Source organism: Aliivibrio sifiae (genome assembly GCF_002954705.1).
Lineage (GTDB): Bacteria > Pseudomonadota > Gammaproteobacteria > Enterobacterales > Vibrionaceae > Aliivibrio > Aliivibrio sifiae_A.
Genome location: NZ_MSCO01000001.1, coordinates 1,534,236 through 1,553,445, shown reverse-complemented (window position 1 = coordinate 1,553,445; position 19,210 = coordinate 1,534,236). Strand labels below are relative to the sequence as shown.

15 protein-coding genes are annotated in these 19,210 nt (G+C 39.0%); 10 read left to right on the top strand and 5 right to left on the bottom strand.

Features of this window, described 5'->3' with window-relative positions; all coding sequences use genetic code 11:
* Positions 1-188: 188 nt before the first annotated feature.
* A complete protein-coding gene (locus tag BTO22_RS06935) occupies positions 189-464 on the top strand; it encodes a nitrogenase-stabilizing/protective protein NifW (RefSeq protein WP_105054857.1) in 276 nt (91 codons plus the stop codon).
* Positions 465-524: 60 nt separating this feature from the next.
* Here the strand turns inward: BTO22_RS06935 and BTO22_RS06930 are convergent, their stop codons facing one another.
* From BTO22_RS06930 to BTO22_RS06920, 3 genes are all read right to left on the bottom strand, one after another.
* Positions 525-2,096 (bottom strand): arylsulfatase, encoded by a 1,572-nt coding sequence (locus BTO22_RS06930; RefSeq protein WP_105054856.1) that lies wholly within the window; start codon positions 2,094-2,096, stop codon positions 525-527.
* Between the two features lie 170 nt (positions 2,097-2,266).
* A complete protein-coding gene (locus BTO22_RS06925; protein WP_105054855.1) occupies positions 2,267-3,172 on the bottom strand; it encodes a hypothetical protein in 906 nt (301 codons plus the stop codon).
* A gap of 68 nt (positions 3,173-3,240) precedes the next feature.
* The gene (locus BTO22_RS06920) at positions 3,241-4,791 is read right to left on the bottom strand and encodes an arylsulfatase (protein ID WP_105054854.1); all 1,551 of its coding nucleotides are present in this window, start codon (positions 4,789-4,791) and stop codon (positions 3,241-3,243) included.
* Positions 4,792-5,014: 223 nt separating this feature from the next.
* Here BTO22_RS06920 and BTO22_RS06915 point away from each other — a divergent pair, with 223 nt between their 5' ends.
* The 9 genes from BTO22_RS06915 to BTO22_RS06875 all read left to right on the top strand — a co-directional run bounded on the left by BTO22_RS06915 (position 5,015) and on the right by BTO22_RS06875 (position 16,675).
* The gene (locus BTO22_RS06915; RefSeq protein WP_105054853.1) at positions 5,015-6,562 is read left to right on the top strand and encodes an arylsulfatase; all 1,548 of its coding nucleotides are present in this window, start codon (positions 5,015-5,017) and stop codon (positions 6,560-6,562) included.
* A gap of 170 nt (positions 6,563-6,732) precedes the next feature.
* Complete coding sequence (locus BTO22_RS06910; protein ID WP_105054852.1) at positions 6,733-8,988, top strand: multiheme c-type cytochrome; 2,256 nt, start codon at positions 6,733-6,735, stop codon at positions 8,986-8,988.
* Positions 8,989-9,085: 97 nt separating this feature from the next.
* Positions 9,086-10,099, top strand: a complete 1,014-nt coding sequence (locus tag BTO22_RS06905) for an AAA family ATPase (RefSeq protein ID WP_105054851.1) — start codon at positions 9,086-9,088, stop codon at positions 10,097-10,099.
* Between the two features lie 8 nt (positions 10,100-10,107).
* The gene (locus BTO22_RS06900; protein ID WP_105054850.1) at positions 10,108-11,046 is read left to right on the top strand and encodes a DUF58 domain-containing protein; all 939 of its coding nucleotides are present in this window, start codon (positions 10,108-10,110) and stop codon (positions 11,044-11,046) included.
* Positions 11,043-11,567, top strand: coding sequence for a DUF4381 domain-containing protein (locus BTO22_RS06895; RefSeq protein WP_105054849.1), 525 nt, complete (start codon positions 11,043-11,045; stop codon positions 11,565-11,567). Before BTO22_RS06900 ends, BTO22_RS06895 begins: the two co-directional genes overlap by 4 nt.
* Positions 11,557-12,627: a vWA domain-containing protein gene (locus BTO22_RS06890; RefSeq protein ID WP_105054848.1), complete on the top strand. Its 1,071-nt coding sequence runs from the start codon at positions 11,557-11,559 to the stop codon at positions 12,625-12,627. Before BTO22_RS06895 ends, BTO22_RS06890 begins: the two co-directional genes overlap by 11 nt.
* Entirely contained in the window at positions 12,620-14,350 is a 1,731-nt protein-coding gene (locus tag BTO22_RS06885; protein ID WP_105054847.1) for a vWA domain-containing protein, read from the top strand. The genes BTO22_RS06890 and BTO22_RS06885 overlap by 8 nt, the downstream gene beginning before the upstream one ends.
* Positions 14,350-15,699: a BatD family protein gene (locus tag BTO22_RS06880; protein WP_105054846.1), complete on the top strand. Its 1,350-nt coding sequence runs from the start codon at positions 14,350-14,352 to the stop codon at positions 15,697-15,699. Before BTO22_RS06885 ends, BTO22_RS06880 begins: the two co-directional genes overlap by 1 nt.
* Before the next feature lie 64 nt (positions 15,700-15,763).
* The gene (locus tag BTO22_RS06875) at positions 15,764-16,675 is read left to right on the top strand and encodes a LysR family transcriptional regulator (RefSeq protein WP_181044617.1); all 912 of its coding nucleotides are present in this window, start codon (positions 15,764-15,766) and stop codon (positions 16,673-16,675) included.
* Positions 16,676-16,812: 137 nt separating this feature from the next.
* On the opposite strand, the gene BTO22_RS06870 is transcribed toward BTO22_RS06875, so the two are convergent.
* Positions 16,813-18,492 (bottom strand): alkaline phosphatase family protein, encoded by a 1,680-nt coding sequence (locus BTO22_RS06870; protein ID WP_105055574.1) that lies wholly within the window; start codon positions 18,490-18,492, stop codon positions 16,813-16,815.
* A gap of 45 nt (positions 18,493-18,537) precedes the next feature.
* Positions 18,538-19,209 (bottom strand): formylglycine-generating enzyme family protein, encoded by a 672-nt coding sequence (locus tag BTO22_RS06865; RefSeq protein ID WP_374954010.1) that lies wholly within the window; start codon positions 19,207-19,209, stop codon positions 18,538-18,540.
* Position 19,210: the final 1 nt, after the last annotated feature.

The window sequence follows — 19,210 nt, the reverse complement described above, 5'->3', positions numbered from 1 at the left end:
CAGTGTGAAAGTTAGCAGATAATAATAAGGGATGCCCTCAATATTTTGAGTATTGGGGGCATTTTTTTGATTATTTATTAATATAAATAAGGCAATAGACGTTTTACATCAAGAATTGAATATCTATTAACTTTTACACTAATTTCTGTAATGAGCAGAATAGCTAGTCAATGGTATTGGTATAAATAATGAGCCAAGAAGAGATTCAAAAAACAATAGCGAGTTTTACCAAGATAGAACAAGCATTAGATCATTTTGACATTGGTTTTGATAGTCGTTTTATTGATGAGAATCGCCTACAGCTCATGAAGCGTTTTAATGGGTATTTGTTACTGACAAAGCCGGATGATTGGTTTTCTGCTCGCCGCGCCCTTAAAAATGCATATTGTAAGGTGCAAAGGAGCTATTTGAGTAAACATACTCGGTCTGCTTGTCGAGGATGTACTACGTGCCAACGTCGATAATGAGATATAAAAAATCCCCTTAGTGAATAAACATTAAGGGGATTTTATTTAACGAATGAATTACTTAATATTTAAGCTATTCATTTGTTGTTGAAGCTTATCTAATTGCTGCATTTTTGCTTTCAATTGAAGTGATTGAGAGCTAATTGCCGCTGGGTTCATTTGTGTACTCATTTGCATTGGATAATCAGGTAGTGTGTTAAAGAACTTACCTAATACATCTTGCATTGGAACGAATAACCACATGTTATCTGCCATCCAGCGCATATACATGCCTGATTCATGTGGTGCTTTTTCAAATGGGTCAGCACGTAGGTGAATGATTTGAGGCCAGTTTGGTTCTAGACGAACGGCATTAGAGATATTACCTTCCATCACTGCAAAGTTTAGTTTCCAATCTTTCCAGCGAACCGCATTTAATTCACCATTTGCTGTGAAGTAAAGTAGTGATTCACGAGGGCCTTTATCAACTTTACCTTCAAACAACGGTTTGAAATCGTAACCATCAATATGTACTTTGAATTCTTTGCCATTAGCTTTATAGCCTTTAGCCAGTTTTTCTTTCACATTCGGAACACCAGCTGCATCAAGTAAGGTTGGAAGCCAATCTTGGTGTGCCATCATTTCATTGATTTTAGTTCCTGGTTTGATTGTACCAGGCCAACGTACAAGTTGTGGAACGCGCATACCGCCTTCCCATGTTGTGCCTTTTTCGCCATAGAATGGGGTTGCACCGCCATCAGGCCATGTCGCTGTTTCTGCACCGTTATCTGTAGAATAAATAACAATGGTATTGTCTGCTACGCCTAACTCGTCAAGTTTATCCAGTAAAATACCCACTTGATCATCGTGTTCAAGCATACCATCGGCATAAATGCTTACCCCTGATTTACCTTGATATTTTTCTTGTAGGCGAGTCCAAACGTGCATACGAGTGGTGTTATGCCAGATAAAGAAAGGCTTATCTGCTTTGACTGCTTTTTCCATGAAAGCAAGTGATGAATCTAAGAACTCTTCATCTGCATGTTCCATACGCTTACGCGTCATAGGACCCGTATCTTCAATCTTGCCGTCAGCGTATGATTTTATAACACCACGAGGCCCGTAATTTTTACGGAACTCAGGATCTTTAGGGTAGTAATAAGTTTCAGGTTCTTCTTCTGCGTTTAAGTGATAAAGGTTGCCGAAGAACTCATCAAAACCATGATTTGTGGGTAGGTGTTTATCTTGATCGCCAAGGTGGTTTTTACCAAACTGAGCAGTCATGTAACCTTGTTCTTTAAGAAGATCGGCAATAGTTGGAGCCCAATCAGGAATACCGTGATCAGACCCTGGCATACCAATGGTTAATAAACCGGTACGGAAAGGTTCTTGGCCTGTAATGAAAGCAGCACGTCCTGCTGTACAAGATTGTTGTCCATAGTGATCAGTAAAAAGTGCACCTTCATTAGCGATACGGTCAATGTTTGGGGTTTGATAGCCCATCATGCCTTGATTATAAGCACTGATATTCCAATAGCCTACATCATCACCAAAAATGGCAAGGATATTAGGTTGAGCAGCCGCGAGTGCTGCACCTGATGTGGCAAGTAAGCCGACACCAACAGCGATCTTACTTAAATGATGGCCCATAAAGAACTCCAATTAGTTATGATTAATTATCTGCACTCTAAATGAGAAATAATTAGTCGTCGCTTTATAGGCGTTATAACCAAAAGTTATTTTTATATTTAATTATTTGAATATTAAGATTTTATTTGATTTGGTAGTGTTTTTTGATTTCACGTAAAGTGAGAGCTTTCTCAAAGAGTTTTAATTGGTAACTCTTTAAAAATTTTAGAATATCGACTGGCATAGCGAGACCATCGATATACATCACTTGCTATGGCTGCTTCGAATACAGTAACAATTTCAGGTTGTTTTAATGCTCTACGGAAGGCAAACAATTTACTGATTTGTTCAAACTCTTTTGGGGTAAATCCAACCGTTTCTTTGAAAGCATTTCTGATTGTTTTTTCGGAAATGTTTTTTTCTTTTGCTAATTGCTTAATGGCATCGGTGGAGGACATTTCCATCATATAATCGACACATTTAGGTATGAAACTTCGTCGTGGTAAGCGACTTCTTCCTGTTAATGATTGGGGGCGCATTGGTGTAGGGTGTAAAGATAAGATTTCGACAATTCGCATTAATAATATTGCGCCAACATTTGAATCTTTGTTAGGGAGCATCTTACTAGCATGGCGAACAACAGTTTTTAATTCTTGTGCATATTTTATATCGATATTAACAGGAACTAAACTATTACAAAGTTCCTGGAATTGTTTGTTATTTGTATTTATATCACAAACTAAAATAGGGCAATTGACTGGTATTTGAAGGCAAAAAGGGTGTTGGCTTTTTTCTGAAATTAACGCAAATTGATGTTCTTCGCAAAGGATGCCATTAAAACGTAATCCTTTATTGTTGACGTCTAATAATAATAGTGTTTTTGGTTTGAGTGATTGGGGTAGATGAAAACTGAATAAAGATAAAGGTTCAGGACTTTCAAATAAATAAAAATCTACATTATTTCGTTCAAGGTATTGAAACGAAAAGCAGGCTTCATTCAGTGGAGAATTAAATGTAGTGATAAGTGCTTGCCCATGGAATAAAGACCATAATTTTTCACTAAATTCATCAAAAGTGAAGTGTTTATTTAACTTCATGAGTTAGCCTTTTATCTATCTTAAAAGCGTTAAAATAGGGCTCATGTGAGCCCTAAATAATATTGGAATTATTTACGAGCGTTAGCTACTTTTTCCATATTCATCATTTGATCCATAACTTTATCAACGGAGAAGCTAGGGATTTCTTGACGTGGTGGAAACTCTTTAAAGCTTTGAAGCATTTTGGCAACTTTAGCTTGCGCAGGAACAAATAAGAACACATGGTCAAATGTCCATTCATCATAGCCAAATCCTTGATCTGCTTTTTCATATGGATCAACTTGTAGATCGAAAATCATTGGCATACGTAACGTAGTAAGTTCACGAGTCCATACTTCCCAACCTTGGTGCTCTTGTATCTTGAAGTGTAGCTTCCAGCGACCATCACGCATTGCAAGTAGATCACCATCATCCGACCAATAGAAGAACTCTTTACGCGCACTGTCTTTTGATTTTCCTGTTAGATAACTGACTTGGTTATAACCGTCTAAATGGTTTTTATAAGTTGTACCATTGTCAGATTTATAGCCTTTTAGTAACTCTTGTTTGATGTCTTTATTACCAGCGATAGCGGTTAGGGTAGGTAGCCAATCTTCACCAGCAAACATTCCGTTAAGTTTTGTGCCGGGTTTTATATGCCCAGGCCACTTCACAACAGCAGGAATTCGGAATCCACCTTCCCAACCTGTGTTTTTTTCTCCTCGGAATGGACTGAAAGCAGCATCAGGCCAAGTGGCATTCATTGGGCCATTGTCGGTGGTATAAATAATTATAGTGTTATCATTAATACCAAGGTCATCGACCTTATCTAATAATTTACCAATGATATTATCATGTTCAACCATGCCGTCAGCGTAATCACCAAGGCCTGTTTTTCCTGAATTTTCGGCTTTTATGTGTGTTCGTGCGTGCATTCGTGTAGTGTTATACCATGTAAAGAATGGCTTATCGGCCTTTACTGCTTTCGTCATGAAGTTGACTGCCGCATCTAATGTTTCTTCATCAACGGTTTCCATACGCTTACGAGTTAGAGGACCTGTGTCTTCGATTTTTCCATCAGCGTAAGAGTGAATAACCCCACGAGGCCCATAGTCTTTACGAAAGTTTGGATCTTTTGGGTAATCAGGATTTTCTGGCTCTTCTTCTGCATTCAGGTGATAAAGATTACCAAAAAATTCATCAAAACCGTGGTTAGTCGGCAACATATCATCATTGTCACCTAAGTGGTTCTTACCAAATTGCCCAGTGGAATAACCTAAATCTTTTAAGGTTTGAGCAAGGGTAATATCTTGGGCTTGCAGACCTTGTTTTGCTCCTGGCATTCCTACTTTAGTAAGCCCTGTGCGAATGGGCATTTGTCCTGTAATGAACGCAGAGCGACCTGCTGTACAAGATTGTTGGCCATAATAAGAGGTAAATAATGCACCGTCATTAGCAATGCTATCGATATTTGGCGTTTGATAGCCAAGCATGCCTTGGTTGTAAGCTGAAATATTTCCGTAACCAACATCATCGCCAAAAATAACAAGAATATTAGGTTGAGCTGCAGCATAAGCAACCTGCATTCCTGCTAAAACTAGACCTGTAGCAATGGCAGTTTTTTTTACTGTTTTGTTCATCGGTATCTCCTGAAAGAATAATTTCAGTTGGATAATATTGGAAAGAAAGCGGCATTATCCTGCAAAAGCGGAAAAAACGATGTATCGAAATTGGTTATTAAGTTCATAACCAGTAGTTATGTAGTTAAAAAGTGAAATAATTGTTGTACATTTATTGTCACTTTAGGGTTTATGTACTATACCTTTAATGGTGCTCTTTTTGTCAATGGAAACAGGAGTTTATATGGAAGTCAAAAAAGGAATGAAGCGCAGACTAACAATACTAAGTGCAGTATTGATGGGAGCTTCGGGTTATACATTGGCCGCTGAAAAACCAAATATTTTGGTTATTTGGGGTGATGATATTGGTCAATCTAACATTAGTGCGTATACCTTTGGTCTAATGGGATACAAAACACCGAATATCGATAGTATTGCTAAAGAAGGGATGATGTTTACCGACTATTATGGTGAACAATCCTGTACGGCGGGTAGATCTACTTTTATTACTGGACAAAGTGTTCTACGAACTGGTTTAAGTAAAGTTGGGTTACCAGGTGCTGATATTGGCCTACAAGCAGAAGATGCAACCATTGCTGAAGTGCTTAAGCCATTGGGTTATATGACTGGCCAATTTGGTAAAAACCACCTTGGTGATAAAGATGAATTTTTACCTACAGCGCACGGATTTGATGAATTTTTTGGCAACCTTTACCATCTAAACGCTGAAGAAGAGCCAGAGAATATTGATTACCCTAAAGATCCTGAATTCCGTAAAAAATTCGGTCCTCGTGGTGTTATTAAATCTTATGCTGATGGAAAAATTGAAGATACGGGTCCTTTAACACGTAAACGTATGGAAACTGTCGATGATGAAACGGTTTCTGCTGCGATTGACTTTATGGGTCGAGCAGTTAAAGCGGATAAACCATTCTTTGTATGGTGGAACGCAACACGAATGCATTTTAGAACTCACGTAAAACCTGAATTACAAGGTTCAACGGGTATCAGTAATTACGCTGATGGTATGGTTGAGCATGATAATCACGTTGGTGAAGTCTTAAAAGCGGTCGATAAACTAGGTATTAAAGATAATACGATAGTTTTCTATTCCACGGATAATGGCCCTCACATGAATTCGTGGCCAGACGCAGGTACAACGCCGTTCCGTAGTGAAAAAAATACCAACTGGGAAGGGGCATACCGCGTTCCTGCAATGGTTCGTTGGCCGGGTAAGATTGAACCGGGTGTAGTATCGAATGAGATTATGCACCATATGGATTGGCTTCCAACATTTGCAGCTATTGCTGGAAACGACAAGATCAAAGACCAGCTTAAAAAAGGAACTAAGCTTGGTAATAAGAGCTTTAAAAATCACCTAGATGGCTACAACTTTCTTCCTTATCTAACTGGTGAAGAAGAAAAAGGTCGCCGTGAAGAAATTTTCTATTTTACGGATGATGGCGATTTAGCGGCACTTCGTTATAACAAATGGAAAGCGGTATTCATGGAGCAACGTGTGAAAGGTACGCTTCAAATTTGGGCTGAACCGTTTGTTACATTACGTGTGCCTAAGCTGTTTAACTTACGCATGGACCCATACGAAGTTGCTGACGTAACGTCAAATACTTATTATGATTGGTTATTAGATCATGCGTATATGTTTGTTCCTGCGCAAGCGTATGTTGGTAAGTATTTAGCGACATTTGAAGAGTTCCCACCTCGTCAAAAAGCCGCAAGCTTCAGCTTGGATCAGGTAATGGAAAAGCTGCAACAGCCTCATAATAAGTAATTAAATCTCCCATAATGCTTGGGCTCTTCGGAGCCCTTTTTTATTTCAGTTAGCATTCACATATTCACGAACAGTAATGGAAAGATGTGAAGATATAGGCTATATCTAAGATGTTGTTATCTTTAGCGTTAGAGATGAAAAATAGAATAAATATCAATACAAGGATGTATATGAGTAGTAAACAAATCGTCTATGGACTGTGGGTTATATGGATAAGCATTATTGGGTTTTCATCAAATGCTTTTTCTGCCGACTTTGTGGGTAACGAAACTTGTGTTGATTGCCATAAAGAAGAAGTTGAAGCTTGGATTGGTTCAGATCATGATATGGCAATGAAACACGCAGACGACGCTAGTGTGTTGGGTGACTTTACTAACGCGACATTTGAATTTGAAGGTAATACGAATCGTTTTTTTAAAAAAGGTGACCAATATTGGGTCAATATCGAAGGACCGGATGGAAAGTTTCACGATTATCAAATTACTTATACGTTTGGCTTTGAACCACTGCAACAATACATGGTGGAATTTGAAGATGGGCGTATTCAGTTAATTCCATTTGCATGGGATTCAAGAGAAAAAACAGAGGGTGGTCAGCGTTGGTATCATCTGTATCCTGAAATGAAAAAAATAGATGAATTTTATTGGACTAACTCTGGTCAAAATTGGAACTTCATGTGTGCGGATTGCCACTCTACTGATGTAAAGAAAAACTACGATTCAACAACTGATACCTACCAAACGACATGGTCTGAAATCAATGTCAGTTGTGAGGCCTGTCATGGCCCAGCGAGTAAGCATGTCAATTGGAGTAAAAATCAAAATAATGCCACTAACCTTCATTATGGCTTTGATAGAGATTTAAGTAAATCGGTTAAAGAGTGGGTGTTTAAAGAAGGGCATTCAACACTGCAACCAAAAGACATTCAAAAGACAGATCAAGTCACTGTTTGCGCGCAATGCCATAGTCGTAGAAGCCAATTAAACGAAGACCAAGCTCATGTGAATGGTGATTCTCGCTCATTATTAGACAGCTATCTGCCAAGTTTAATTACACCTGAGCTTTATCATAATGATGGTCAGATTTACGATGAAGACTATGTTTATGGGTCTTTTATGCAATCTAAAATGGCTGATAAAGGGGTTACGTGCAGCAATTGTCATAATCCGCACTCAACAAAGCTAGATATTCCTGAGCAAGCCGTTTGCAGCCAATGCCATATCGCATCGGAATATACACCAGAAAAACATTCCTTTCATGAGGCTAATACTGAAGCATCACAATGCACGACGTGTCATATGCCAGAAACGACCTATATGGGGGTTGATGCGAGGCGAGACCATAGCTGGCAGATCCCAAGACCTGATTTAAGTAAAAACATAGGAACACCCAATGTGTGTACACAATGTCATGAAGAGAAAGACGATGTGTGGGCAGATAAACAAGTGGGAGAATGGTTTCCTGACTCCCCATTCCGTAATCAACAGCATTTTGCCGTCGCATTTTACGCATCAGACATCAATTATCGTGGTGCAGGAGATGCGCTTTCTTATACGGCACAAGATGCAAAGCAGGCTGGGATTATTCGAGGTTCTGCGCTGTATCGTTTAAGTGCGTTTCCAAGTAAAAATACGTTAGTTGCATTAGGGCGAGCGGTTAAAAATGAAGATGAATTGATGCGTTTAGGGACGGTTCAAGGCTCTGCTGGATATTCATCTCATGATCGCTGGCAAATATTGTCTCCGTTATTAAACGATCCTGTACTTGGTGTTAGAACTGAAGCAGCAGGCGCATTAGGTGCCTATTGGCCAGAATTAAATCCTCTACAAAGAGAACAACTTAATCCTGTATTAAATGAGTATATTAATATTCAGTTGTTTAATTCTGATAGAGGATTTGGGCGTACCAACTTAGGTAACGTGTATCGAGCAAAAGGTCAGTTGAAAAAAGCGGAGAAAGCCTATTTAGGGGCTATAGATATTGAACCGTACTTTGTAAACAGTTACGTAAATCTAGCTGATTTATATCGTAGGCAAGGTGATGAGAATAAGGGATTAGAGTTACTGAAACAAGGTATTCAAGCTCAACCTAAATCAGGTGCATTGCCTTATAGCACAGGATTGTCGTTATTAAGACTCGGTAATAAATCAGAAGCTGCAAATTATTTCAAACAAGCCGCAAATATAGAAAAGCAGAATGCTCAATATTGGTATGTTTATGGCCTTTCGTTAGAAGGAATAAATAGTGAACAAGGGGCTGATGCGCTAGGAAAAGCGTTTGAGTTGAGTGGTAATCCTCAACACTTATTTGCCCAATGTGATTTATTGTTAAAAGGAAAATTACCTCAAGCAGCACAATGCATTACTCAGCTTGAACAATATGCCCCTAAAAGTGTGATCAGTGAGCTTAAAAAAAGGCTTTATTAATGAACACTATAACCAATAGTTATGATGGACTTAACTAGAATAGTGAAAGCTAAACTCTAGTATCTATTGGTCTAACTCGTGAACGTAAGGAGAAAACATGAATCAAACTCAGCAGGCTATTACATCGCTTATCTCTCAAGTAGAGAAATCAGTGATTGGTCAATCCCATGTCGTGCGTTCATTGGTTATTGGGTTATTAACTCAAGGGCATGTTTTGCTAGAAGGTTTACCGGGTACGGCAAAAACACGCTCGGTTAAATCATTAGCTGATAATTTACATACCTCGTTTGGGCGAATTCAATTTACTCCCGATCTTCTTCCATCAGATGTTACTGGTACCGAGGTATATCAAGAGCAAAATGGTAAACCCCAATTGCATTTTCAGCCTGGCCCTATTTTTAACAGCATTGTCTTGGCGGATGAGATCAACCGAGCGCCAGCTAAGGTACAAGCGGCATTATTAGAAGCGATGGCAGAAGGTACTATAACCGTTGGCGATCAAACACATACTTTACCTGAGCTGTTTATGGTACTTGCAACACAGAACCCTGTAGAGCAAGAAGGAACGTATCCATTGCCTGAAGCGCAAATGGACCGATTTATAATGAAAGTATCTGTTGATTATCCAGATGATGATGCCGAGCTCGATATTATTCGCCTTGTGCGAAGTGAAGAATCGAGAGTGGAAGAGTCTGGTGATTCTGATGAAAACAGTGCCTCTCAACATAATACAGAGACCTCGATTCAATTAGACCCATCAGTAGTAATGCAAGCCAGAACAGAGCTTTCAAGTGTCGAAGTGTCTGAAATTAGCGAGCGATACATTGTCGGGTTAGTCATGGCAACTCGTAAGCCTGAGCGTTACTCAGAATCAAACTTGTCTTGTTGGATAGATATTGGTTCGAGTCCCCGAGCCTCTATATCACTTGATAAATGTGCGCGTGCGTATGCATGGTTGCAGGGGCGAAATTACGTAGAACCGGATGATATTCGTGCAATGGCACATTCAGTGTTGGGACATCGTATTACCTTGAGTTATGACGCTTTAGCTGATGGTGTGACACAAGAACAAGTCATCAATGAGTTATTGGACCACGTTGTTATTGGGTAGGGCTTTTTATGAACGAAAAAAGCACTGATACACGTATTCATTGTGAATACAGCCAATTAGTAAAACTGCAATCTCAAGCGAGATCATTCAGTTTATTACCGAATTTAAAATCAGGCACTGCGTTGTCTGGTCGTCATTCGTCTATTTTTCGTGGGCGTGGTTTAAATTTTGAGGAGCTAAGGCATTACCAACTCGGTGACGATATTCGCAATCTTGATTGGAAGGTGACAATGCGAACTGGCAAGCCTCATGTGAGATCGTACACGGAAGAAAAAGACCGAAATTTTATTATCTGTGTAGATCAACGCAGCAGTATGTATTTTTCATCAGTAGAGACAATGAAATCGGTTGTGGCAGCTGAATTGGCTGCACTCACTGCATGGCGAATTTTACAAGACAGTGATCGCGTTGGTTTTGTTATTAGTTCAAGTGAGAAAATGCATTGGTTAACACCAAAGCGTTCTCAGGGTGATTTACTCCATCGATTACAATTGTTATCTAGTATTAATCAGTCCTTAGATGTGGGAAGTAAAGATACAGGTGATGTTGATTTTACACAGTTTGTAACGTTACTAGGCCGATTAAAGCTCAAAGAAGCAACCATCATTATTTTAAGTGATTGGCATGGCGTTACTCCTGATGAGATCACTCACTTAAAACACCTTCAAAAACATAATGATGTATTAGGTGTATTAATTTCTGATCCGTTCGAGTCCAATTTTCCATCACAAAGCAGTTCATGGGTTGTGGGTGACGGTGCATTTCAGATTAACCTTAATGATTCAAAGAAATTTGATATAGCCAATAAGGGGCTTAGTGACCATCAAGATTTAAAGAAAGAGCAATTAATTCAGTTGATGGCAGCAAAAGGTCTTCCTCTTATTGAAGCAGATACGTCAGGGCATCATATCGAGCAGTTGAAGCGTGCAATAGGAGGCAGACGATGAGTATTCATGAGCCGCCAAGCAGTTATATGCTTAGAAAAATGAGTGAGGTGACCGTTCCCGATCATGTGAGTTGGTTTCCTCAAACGATAGGTTGGAAAATTGTCGCCATCATTCTGTTTGTTTTTTCGGCTTACTGCATTGTGACATGGATTAAAAAATGGTGGGTAAATCGCTATCGTCGTGAAGCAAGCAGTTTATTAAATTTGATATCAAGTTCAGTGAATAATCCATCATTAAGTTATGAGATTTTTGAAGTGATGAAAGCCGTATTAACTCACGTCAATCCAAAAAACGCAACGCTCTTTAAAGATGATTTTCTTATCGCATTAGATTCTTATTCATCCGATAGTGTGTGTGATTTTAATGGGGAACTTGGGCAGCAATGGATGCGTTCCTTGGTACAACAGAGATATGCATTATCAGAGCAACAACTCACTGAGTTAACTGTGTTATGTCAGCAATGGTTATCTAACCATGTAATGCCTACATTAAATCAACATGGAGGCGAAGATGCAGTTTAATCAGTTAGAATTAGCAAATCCATATTGGCTATGGATGTTGCCATTACCGATCATTATTTATTGGTTAATACCAGCTTACCGTACACGCCAATCTGCCATTAAAGTACCTTTCTTTGATGTGTTAGTAAAAGCATTAGATGAGTATCCATCTGAGGGGGCAAGTCAGTTACAAGCAAGTTATTGGCAAAAAGCATTTTTGATTATGTCATGGTGCTTATTAATTTTCGCACTGACCAAACCGACCATTTTAGGCGAACCTCAAACTCGTGAAAGCTTGGGGCGAGATGTGATGGTTGTGGTGGACTTATCAGGTTCGATGGCTGAGCAAGACTTTGTGTCCAAAGGTTCTTCAAGCGAAGGTTCTATTCAAAAGATTTCTCGTTTAGAAGCAACAAAAGAAGTGTTGGCCGATTTCGTTAAGACTCGTAAAGGGGACCGTCTAGGTTTAATTTTATTTGGTGATGCTGCGTTTGTTCAAACCCCATTTACCGCGGATCAAAGAGTGTGGTTAGAGTTATTAAATCAAACCGATGTGGCAATGGCAGGGCAAAGTACCCATTTAGGTGATGCTATTGGGCTTGCGATTAAAGTCTTTGAGCAAAGCTCAAAAGAAGAGACAAGCAGTGAGGTTGATACCAAAGATAGCAACGTAAAACCACGTGAGAAAGTGGCCATTGTTTTAACGGATGGTAATGATACAGGCAGTTATGTCGAACCGATTGATGCAGCTAAGGTTGCGGCAGCCAAAAATGTACGTATTCATATGATCGCAATGGGTGATCCAAGAACCGTTGGGGAACAAGCTCTAGACATGAATGTAATTAATAGAGTAGCAGAAGCCTCTGGTGGTAAAGCGTTTCAAGCTATTAATCGCGATGAATTAGAGCAAGCTTATGAAGCCATTGGTGAATTAGAGCCTCAACTATATGAAAGCACGACTTATCGACCAAAGCAGTCAATTCATCAATACCCAATGATGTTGATCGTCATGATGTACTTATTCGCTTTTGGCTTTGCGACGATTAAGCGTCATGTTAAATCGGGAGAAAAGCATGTTTGATTCCCTGATGTGGCAGCAAATTGCTGAACAATTCAATTTTATTCGACCGTTATGGTTATTGGTCTTAATCCCGTTTGGTATTGTGATTTATTTACGTTGGAAACAAGATTCAAAAAATGAGTGGCAAGAACAATTACCAAAACATTTACGTAATGCATTAACCATTAATGATGCCGGGTGGAAAAAACAACTGCCATTAAAGTTGCTAAGTATCTCTATGTTTGTCGCAATTATTGTATGTGCAGGCCCAACTTGGCAGCGTGAAGCATCTCCATTTGGTGAAGATAAAGCGGCGTTACTTATTGTGTTGGATAACAGTGAGTCGATGTTGCAAAAGGATCTTGCGCCGAACCGTTTAGAGCGTTCAAAGCAAAAAATACGAGATTTAATCAAGCAACGACAAGGTGGTAAAACAGGGTTAGTTGTCTTTTCTGGTTCAGCGCATTTAGCCATGCCATTAACTAAAGATGACTCGGTATTCGCGCCATTTTTAGCCGCTATTCAACCCGATATTATGCCTGTAGAAGGTAAAAATGCAGAGACTGCATTGCCTCTGATAGAACCACAACTAGGTAAAGAGAGTGTTGGCACGGTCTTATTAATTACTGATGGAGTAAACCCGACCACGATTAAAGCGTATCAAGATTATTTTGCCGATAGTCGACATCAATTATTAGTATTGGCGGCGGGAAATGGTGACAGGGCAAGTGATAATCCTATGGATCTTTCCTCGCTTAAATTATTAGCCAGTAAAAGTAATGGTAGCGTCGTTGAAGTGACGATTGACGACAGTGATATTAAGACGTTAAACAGTAAAATAGAACGTCACATGCAGTTAAATAATGAATCGGCAATGCCGTGGAAAGACATGGGGTATTTTCTTTTATTCCCTGTATCTCTTTTGATGCTGTCATGGTTTAGAAAAGGCTGGTTAGTAAAATGGTGTTTGGTGGCATTGATTGTTTTTCCTAGCTTTTATTCGACTTCAACTTATGCTGAAACGGTGAGCTTAAAAGCCAAAACAAATGAACCAGTAAAAGAAGTGACGGCATGGGATAAAACGACGCAATGGTGGATGGATTTATGGTTAACGCCAGACCAACAAGGACAGTGGTATTTTGATAAATTTGAATATTTAACGGCCGCAAAGCGCTATCAAGACCCTCTTAAAAAAGGCATCGCTTATTATTATGCTGGCGAATACAAATTAGCTCATAGTGCCTTTTTACAAATAAAAACCAACTTAGGTATTTTTAATGCCGCTAATTCGCTGGCAAGACAAAGAGAGTATCTGGCTGCTCGTGACATTTATCAATTATTGTTAGAAAAAAATCTTGAAAGCGAATTAAAAGAAAAAACAGAAAATAACCTATCGATTATGCAAAGCATTGTTGAGGAAGTGAATCGCATGAGTGAAAGCCAGAAAGGCAGCACAGATGGGCCTGAGGAGTCTTTTGAATTAGGTGAAGATAAACCTAAAACGGGTGATGGAGCCGATGAGAAAGTAGATTCTGCGTTAATGAAAGAAGAGAAACTGAATGCGAATGAAATTCTAGGAAGCCAAGAACTTGCTGATAAATGGTTACGTCGTGTGGAGGCTGACCCTAAATATTTCTTACGCGCGAAATTTCAGCTTCAACTTCGCGATCAGCAGGCGACCTCCAAGCAATCTGTTTCAACATTATCGCTTTCTGAACCAACTAACAGTGGAGAGGGTAAATAATGTCTCAGAATAATGATAAACGTCGAGTCATACACCTTTTCATTTTTGTCGCTGTTATATTAATGGTAATAAGCTTTGGTTCTAGAGCCAGTATGGTTGAGACACTTGATAAATCAGATCAAGTGACAATAAAAACATGGTTAAGTGATTCGAATAAGCTTAAAGATAGTAATGGCAAGAAAGCAGCAGTTTACGCTGTAAATCAGCAGGTTATCTTATACATAGAAGTCGTGACGCCAAGGTGGTTTACTGGTGGAACTCGAATTACTCCTATTGAAATATCCAATGTGGTTGCAAAGCAGCGTAATCAATTAGCAACGAATTTTACGGAAAGACGTAATGGTGTAACTTGGACTCATCAACGTTGGGAGATTACGCTATATCCACAATCTGAAGGTAACTTTGTCATCCCCCCGACAGCGGTTAAAGTTCAAGTATCAAGAGAAGGGGGAGGGAATGTTTCCGGAGTTTTGTATACAGAACCCCAAAGGTTTACAGCTATTACGCCATCAGGTTTATTGAGTGATGAATCTGAATGGGTGTCAGGCCGCGATTTTTCAGTTGAACAACAATGGGATAAATCAAACGATGATTTAAAAGCGGGCGATGCGATCACTCGTACCGTTATTATTAAAGGGTCTGATACATTAGCAATGCTGATCCCTGAATTGATTAAGCAAACCTCGACCACGAATTATCAAACCTATTCACAACCAAATCAACTAGATGATTCACAAACCCGTGGTGATTATTTATCCAAACGAAAAGAGTCGGTGGTTTATGTACTCCAGAATGGAGGTGAGGTAACGTTTCCAGCGATTCATTTAACTTGGTGGGATACAGATGCTCAAGAATTAAAGACCATTACGCTTGATGGCCAATCATTTTCTGTTTCTCATACTATGAGTTCTTGGTTACATCAATATTGGTATTGGTTAGCGGTATTGATGATGGGCGCAATGGTTATTTTATTTATCGTGATTAAAACAGCACGGTATTATCAAACTCATCCATTACCAGCTTGGTTTATGTATTCAAGAGCTGTAAATAAACAAGAGTGGGGTAAGGTACGAACGCTTCTTTATCGTTCATTAAGAATTAAGAGCGAACAGTTAGAATTAAAGCATTGTTATTCGACAGCCGATTGGCGACAAGATTCTTCAACGTTTCAATCAAATGAGATTACAAAAAAGTTGTCTTCACGTTTATGGAAGAAGATGTCTCACTCATTGAATGGATTATTTTCTTTCTTTTCTGTGTGGAAACCAAAAGCCGTATTTCCTCAGTTTGATCAATTACGAAGAAAATATGTAAAAAACCAAGAGAATCAACACAAAAGAAAAGATTAAAGGTTGTGTAGAACCTTTAGTTATATACAGTGCATAGTAGGATCAATCAGTAGTGCCAGTAGCAATGAAAAGTACAGAGCTTAATTTAATACCTATTTTTGTCGCGATTTATGAAGAAAAAAACCTTTCTAAAGCCGCAGCAAGAATGAATATTAGTCAACCCGCGGTAAGTAAAGCGCTAAAAAGGCTACGTGAAATTTATGACGACCCTTTATTTCATCGTAATACGTCAGGGGTAGAGCCAACAGTGTTCTCCTCTGATATTTATCCTGCGATGTCTGCAGCTCTAAAAAACTTTACATCAACACTATCAGCGTCAAGAGAATTTGATCCAAAAACATCAAATCGTATCTTTTCTATTGCTGTCGTTTCTACGGTGAGTTATTCGCTTATTCCAAGGTTAATACGCCAAATTCGAGCTTGTGCGCCGAATATATCATTAGAAGTACATCCTCAGTTTACTGAAGATCTTGAATCTGACTTACGTTTACAGCGTTATGATTTAGTCATTGATATGGCCATAAGAGGGCGTACAATTTTAAAGTCAGAAGTGATTTATACTGAAAAATTAAGAGTCGTGTGCAGTCAAAATCACCCAAGAATTGGTGACGAAATTTCGTTAAGTGAATTTCTAAGTGAAGAGCATGTTGCTGCATCTCGCTGGCATAGTCGCAGTAGTTTATTGAATGCGGATGATATTGGAGAGCTTGATGCTCGAAATATTGTAATTAGAGCCGCTGGTGCGTTTGAAATGATGCCCATCATTAGTTCGACAGAAATGATTGGCATGTTGCCACAATCAGCAATCGATGACTTAGGCGCGTACTACAACCTTAAATCATTAGATTTACCTTTCGGTCGCCAGCAGCATAATTTATGTACGATTTGGCACCCAAGTCGAACCTCTGAAAGTGGACATCGTTGGTTAAGACAACAAATTCAAAAAGCAGCAAAAGCTGAGTTTGATATAAATTAAGTATGTTATAAAATAAAAAGCAGTGTTGATATACCAACACTGCTTTCTCATTTTTACTTTATAGATAATAATTGATTACCAATCCAAATAAGTATCTAAATATTGACTTATATGGAGGAGTATTGTGTGAATTAATATCAGTGTTGAGTGACTTCAGTTAAGACTTTTCCTGTTGCGCCACTTGGTTGAGTTATCCCTAAGATGCTCGATAAGGTTGGAGCAATATCATAAGGCGTGATTTCGCGACTGATCTTTTCGTCATCAATGTTATAACCGGCAAAAATGACAGGAACGTAAGTATCATAACGCCAAGGAGAACCATGAGTAGATGCAATGGTTAAGCCATCCATATCATTAATGAAGTTCCTTGGTTGATAAACTACATAGACATCGCCTGAGCGTAAGGGATGATAATTATTTTTAACCAATTGCATGGTATGAGTATTTGGTACCTGATTTTTTTCTATGTCAGAGCTTGTTACTGCGTAAGCTATCCCTTTTATTTTTAAGAGCTCTTCAGCAACGGCTTTTTGTACTTTCTCTAATGAAACACCTTTCTTTTTTATCACATCATGATTTAAGTAAATGTATGGTTGTGCGTACAAACGAATAGCGTCTTCCCCTAAGCCAAATTCTATTTTTAAACGAGATAATAGTGTTGGAGAGATGAGTTTTTTCTGATCAAATGTTGATGATTGACTCGCGCCTAAAGCGTTAACGACTGCAGGAGCCTCTGGTGCGCCATGATCAGCAGATAAAACAATTAATGTATTTTCTAACCCAACTTGCTTATCAACACTTTTCAATAGTTTGGCAATGGTTTTATCTAACCGGATTAGATTGTCTTCAGCCTCTAGACTTGTTGGACCATACATATGAATGACGTAGTCATTGGCAGAGAAGCTAACAGCGAGATAGTCGGTAAATTTACCTTGACCTAAGTTCTCTTCTTTCAATAAAGTACTGGCGAAATCTTCAGTTAATTCATCACCAGCAGGACTGAGTGTTAGCATGGTTGTGTAGTATTTATAACTTGCAGGTCCATAAGGGTGAGGGAAGCTGCGTTTGAATCCAGCTAAGTCAACTTTGTAATCAGGATTGCTTTCTTTAAGAGTGTATTGGTCGGCAGGAAGAGAGAGCTCCCAACGCGTACCTGAATATTGGTTTGGGAGTTTTTTCTCATTCCAAGCCGTTACCCAATTTGGGTATGCATCGTAATAGTAATTACTGGTTACAAATTCAGAACCCGCTTTAGAGAACCAAAAAGCTTTACCTGAATGTCCACCTAGAGAAATAGCACCTCTGTCTTTAACTGATACAGAGAATATTTTTGATTCCCCATTGGTTGCGATAGCCAGTTCATCACTAAATGTGGTTGATAAAATAGGGTTAGGAGAACGACCATCTTGTGTTGCAACTTTTTGAGTTGGATCTATTTCTGTTGATTTATTTACTCCAGCACCAGAAGAGAGCATGCTGTAGTTACCGTCTTCAACGTTATAAACTAAGCGCTTTTCGTTTCTGTCGTACCAAACATTACCCACCATGCCATGCACATTGGGTGGTGCTCCTGTGGCTAAGGACACATGACCAACAATGGTTTCTGTGTTGCCATGTTGGTAATAGGCATTAGTATAATAAGTGCCATCATCCATTAAATAACGAAAGCCATCCTTTCCGAAATTTGCTTTATAGCGCTCTAATAAATCGCCTCTTAATGCATCAACCGTAATTTGTAATACGAGTTTAGGCTTTTGCTCTGAGGCTAATGAAAGTGCAGGGGTTATTAAAACGCTGGCTAACGCTACATAATGCATTGTTTTATTTTTCATTATTGGTTCCTTGCCAAGTGTATGGATGTTTTATTGTGCGTCTTTTACTAAGCGAAGCCCCATATCTGACATGATGATCGACTGGCTTGCAAAATCTCGACGGTAATTTTCAGATTCATCTGCGTTATAAGAAAAGCTACTTCCTCGCACCGATTTATGTGCTAAGCCACTGGTTTCATCGCGTGCGTTGTTTGGATTGTCTTTTGGAGAATAGCGATAAAAATTATCATCATAGGCATCACTTACAAATTCACCTACATTTCCTGTCATGTCATATAAGCCTAGTTCATTAGGGTGTTTCATTCCAACAGGATGAGCCTGGTTATTGGCGTTTTGTGAATACCATGCGACATCATCAATGTTATTTGAACCACTGTAAGCATAACCTTGGCTTGCATTGCCGCCACGTGCTGCATATTCCCATTCAGCTTCCGTTGGAAGACGATATGTTTCGCCAGTTATTTCATTCAATTTTTCGATGAAGAAATTAGCTTGTTGCCAACTTAGATTGTTCACAGGAATATCTGGAGATTGGAAGTAGCTTAATGATGACCCCATAACTGATTCAAATAGCTCTTGCGTCACTTCAAATTTAGACATGTAGAAGTCATTTACCATAACAAGGTGAGCAGGCTTTTCGGCTTTTTTTGCCTCAGAGGAATCAGAACCCATTAGATATTCGCCACCATCAATATGAATCATA

Excerpts from the sequence above, each read along its gene's own strand:
- BTO22_RS06895 (WP_105054849.1), top strand. The coding sequence starts at position 11,043 with ATGAGTATTCATGAGCCGCCAAGCAGTTATATGCTTAGAAAAATGAGT.
- BTO22_RS06900 (WP_105054850.1), top strand. The coding sequence starts at position 10,108 with ATGAACGAAAAAAGCACTGATACACGTATTCATTGTGAATACAGCCAA.
- BTO22_RS06885 (WP_105054847.1), top strand. The coding sequence starts at position 12,620 with ATGTTTGATTCCCTGATGTGGCAGCAAATTGCTGAACAATTCAATTTT.
- BTO22_RS06925 (WP_105054855.1), bottom strand. The coding sequence starts at position 3,172 with ATGAAGTTAAATAAACACTTCACTTTTGATGAATTTAGTGAAAAATTA.
- BTO22_RS06905 (WP_105054851.1), top strand. The coding sequence starts at position 9,086 with ATGAATCAAACTCAGCAGGCTATTACATCGCTTATCTCTCAAGTAGAG.
- BTO22_RS06865 (WP_374954010.1), bottom strand. The coding sequence starts at position 19,209 with ATGATTCATATTGATGGTGGCGAATATCTAATGGGTTCTGATTCCTCT.
- BTO22_RS06880 (WP_105054846.1), top strand. The coding sequence starts at position 14,350 with ATGTCTCAGAATAATGATAAACGTCGAGTCATACACCTTTTCATTTTT.
- BTO22_RS06870 (WP_105055574.1), bottom strand. The coding sequence starts at position 18,492 with ATGCATTATGTAGCGTTAGCCAGCGTTTTAATAACCCCTGCACTTTCA.
- BTO22_RS06915 (WP_105054853.1), top strand. The coding sequence starts at position 5,015 with ATGGAAGTCAAAAAAGGAATGAAGCGCAGACTAACAATACTAAGTGCA.
- BTO22_RS06935 (WP_105054857.1), top strand. The coding sequence starts at position 189 with ATGAGCCAAGAAGAGATTCAAAAAACAATAGCGAGTTTTACCAAGATA.
- BTO22_RS06920 (WP_105054854.1), bottom strand. The coding sequence starts at position 4,791 with ATGAACAAAACAGTAAAAAAAACTGCCATTGCTACAGGTCTAGTTTTA.
- BTO22_RS06930 (WP_105054856.1), bottom strand. The coding sequence starts at position 2,096 with ATGGGCCATCATTTAAGTAAGATCGCTGTTGGTGTCGGCTTACTTGCC.
- BTO22_RS06875 (WP_181044617.1), top strand. The coding sequence starts at position 15,764 with ATGAAAAGTACAGAGCTTAATTTAATACCTATTTTTGTCGCGATTTAT.
- BTO22_RS06890 (WP_105054848.1), top strand. The coding sequence starts at position 11,557 with ATGCAGTTTAATCAGTTAGAATTAGCAAATCCATATTGGCTATGGATG.
- BTO22_RS06910 (WP_105054852.1), top strand. The coding sequence starts at position 6,733 with ATGAGTAGTAAACAAATCGTCTATGGACTGTGGGTTATATGGATAAGC.